The organism is Citreimonas sp., assembly GCF_042096055.1.
Classification (GTDB): Bacteria; Pseudomonadota; Alphaproteobacteria; order Rhodobacterales; family Rhodobacteraceae; genus Citreimonas.
In genome coordinates, this window is sequence record NZ_JBELMH010000168.1 from 1 (window position 1) to 2,571 (window position 2,571).

Consider the following 2,571-nt stretch of genomic DNA (forward strand, 5'->3'; position numbering starts at 1 on the left):
CGCGCGGGCGCCACCGGCACGCGGATGGGCGTCTTCGGCGCGGCGCAGGCCATCGCGGCGGGCCTCGCCGGGCTGATCGCCACCGGCACACTGGACGCCGCGCGCCTGATCCTGCCGGACGCCGCCGCCTACGCCATGATCTTCGGCGTCGAAGCGGCGCTGTTCCTCGCCGCGGCGCTGGTCGCGCTGCGCATCCTGGGCGACCGCCCTGCTCCCGCCACCCTGCAACCCGGAGAGTGATCATGTTCGATGTCGTCGTCGTGGGCGGAGGCCCCTCGGGCGCCACAGCCGCCGAGGATCTCGCACGCGAGGGCCACAACGTCGCCCTGCTGGACCGCGAGGGGCGCATCAAGCCTTGCGGCGGCGCCATTCCGCCGCGGCTGATCGCCGATTTCGCCATTCCCGACGACCAGCTGATCGCGAAGGTCACCACCGCGCGCATGATCTCGCCCACCGGCCGGCGCGTCGACATCCCGATCGAGAACGGCTTCGTCGGGATGGTGGACCGCAAGGATTTCGACCCGTTCCTGCGCGACCGCGCCGTCGCCGCCGGTGCACGGGGCCTGACCGGCACCTTCCTGCGGATCGACCGCGAGAACGACGGCCGCGACCGCTTCGTCGTCTACCGCGACAAGGCGACCGGCGCCGAGACGCGCGTCAGAACACGCCTAGTCATCGGCGCCGACGGCGCCAAGTCGCGGGTCGCGGCGCAGGAAATTCCCGGCGGCGACCGCACGCCGCTGGTCTTCGCCTATCACGAGATCATCGCGGCACCCCCCGCCAACGATACCTACGACCCGGCGCGCTGCGACGTAATCTACGACGGCCGCATCTCGCCCGATTTCTACGGCTGGGTCTTCCCGCACGGCGCGTCGGCCAGCGTGGGCATGGGGACCTACCACCCCGACATCGACCTCAAGCACGCCACCGCGGCCCTGCGCGCCGCGTCTGGACTGGCCGGGTGCGAGACGCTGCGACGCGAGGGCGCGCCGATCCCGCTAAAGCCGCTGCGCAGCTGGGACAACGGCCGCGACACGGTGGTCGCGGGCGACGCGGCGGGCGTGGTCGCGCCCAGCTCGGGCGAGGGGATCTACTACGCGATGGTGGGCGGGCGCTGCGCGGCCTCGGCCGCGGCGGCGGTTCTGGCCTCGGGGCGGACCTCGGACCTCGCACTGGCGCGAAAGTTCTTCATGCGCGAGCACAGGACAGTCTTCCGCGTGCTGGGGCGCATGCAGTCGGCCTATTATCGCAGCGACGCCCGGCGCGAGCGCTTCGTCAGCCTGTGCCACGACGTCGACGTTCAAACGTTGACCTTCGAGGCCTACATGAACAAGAGACTGGTGAAGGCGCGCCCGCTGGCGCACCTGAAGATCGGCTTCAAGAACCTCGCGCATCTGGCCGGGCTGGTGCAGGAGACCCACGTATGACCACGACGATCCCCGCCTGGGTCGACGGCACGCTGACGCCGGTCGACAAGCTCGAGGCCCACCGCAAGGGTCTTCGGCACAAGGCGGTGTCGGTCTTCGTGACCTGCGGCGAGCGGGTGCTGCTGCAGCGTCGCGCGATGGGCAAGTACCACACGCCGGGCCTGTGGGCGAACACCTGCTGCACGCATCCCGCCTGGGACGAGGCGAGCCGGGACTGCGCCGTCCGGCGGCTGGACGAGGAGATGGGGATCACCGGCCTCGATCCGGAATACCGCGACCGGGTCGAGTACCGCGCCGACGTGGGCGGCGGGCTGATCGAACACGAGGTGGTCGACATCTTCCTGGCCGAAGCCGGCGACGCGCTGCCGCTGGATCCCGACCCGGACGAGGTGATGGAGACCGAGTGGGTGCGCTACCCGGACCTGCTGGGGCGGATCAAGGCGGCGCCGCAGGCGTTCACGCCGTGGCTGCGAATCTACCTCGATACCTATGCGGCGCGGATCTTCGGCGACCGGATGCCGGCGCTTTAGCGGCGGCGCGGCGGGGGCTCTGCCCCGTCCCTGCGGGACTCCCCCGGGATATTTGAAGACCAAAGAAGCCGGGGCGAAACCGGGTGTCCCACGATGGGACACGATTGCGCCTATGGAAAATCAATGGTTTGCAGAGACGGATTCAGCAACCGTTAAGATTCTGGCCGTCGCCGGAGCGGCCGGGTCGGCCGGCGGCGGCGTTCCCTCCCCCGGCCACGGGGGAGGGTCAGGGAGGGGGTCGAGGCGTCGTGGCGCGGCGCAGCCGCGTCCGCTGGATCACGCCCGGATCAGCGGGACGACGCGGGCGTCGCGGCCCAGCGCGGACAGCGCGCGGGCGGCGATGTCCTGCGCCGTCAGGCCGGCGGCGGCATACATCGCCTCGGGCGAGGCCTGGTCGATGAACCGGTCGGGCAGCGTCATCGTGCGGATCGCGAGCCCCCGGTCGAAGGCGCCCTCGGCCGCGAGCGCGTGCAGCACCATCGCGCCGAAGCCGCCCTGCGCGCCCTGTTCGACCGTGACCAGCGCGCCGTGGTGGCGGGCGAGCTGGCGGATCAGGTCCATGTCGAGCGGCTTGGCGAAGCGGGCGTCGGCGACGGTGACGGTGACGCCGTCGC

General features: G+C 71.5%; 4 protein-coding genes. 3 read left to right on the forward strand and 1 reads right to left on the reverse strand.

What is annotated here, in order from left to right; all coding sequences use genetic code 11:
- The 3 genes from ACFDTC_RS18070 to idi all read left to right on the forward strand — a co-directional run.
- Positions 1–240: PucC family protein (locus ACFDTC_RS18070; RefSeq protein WP_375260266.1), on the forward strand; the 240-nt coding region annotated here is incomplete at its 5' end.
- A 2-nt stretch (positions 241–242) separates the two neighbouring features.
- Positions 243–1,427: a geranylgeranyl diphosphate reductase gene (locus ACFDTC_RS18075; protein ID WP_375260267.1), complete on the forward strand. Its 1,185-nt coding sequence runs from the start codon at positions 243–245 to the stop codon at positions 1,425–1,427.
- Entirely contained in the window at positions 1,424–1,957 is a 534-nt protein-coding gene (idi, locus tag ACFDTC_RS18080; RefSeq protein WP_375260268.1) for an isopentenyl-diphosphate Delta-isomerase, read from the forward strand. Before ACFDTC_RS18075 ends, idi begins: the two co-directional genes overlap by 4 nt.
- Before the next feature lie 276 nt (positions 1,958–2,233).
- Here idi and ACFDTC_RS18085 read toward each other — a convergent pair.
- Positions 2,234–2,571: transketolase C-terminal domain-containing protein (locus ACFDTC_RS18085; protein WP_375260269.1), on the reverse strand; the 338-nt coding region annotated here is incomplete at its 5' end.

Excerpts from the sequence above, each read along its gene's own strand:
- ACFDTC_RS18075 (WP_375260267.1), top strand. The coding sequence starts at position 243 with ATGTTCGATGTCGTCGTCGTGGGCGGAGGCCCCTCGGGCGCCACAGCC.
- idi (WP_375260268.1), top strand. The coding sequence starts at position 1,424 with ATGACCACGACGATCCCCGCCTGGGTCGACGGCACGCTGACGCCGGTC.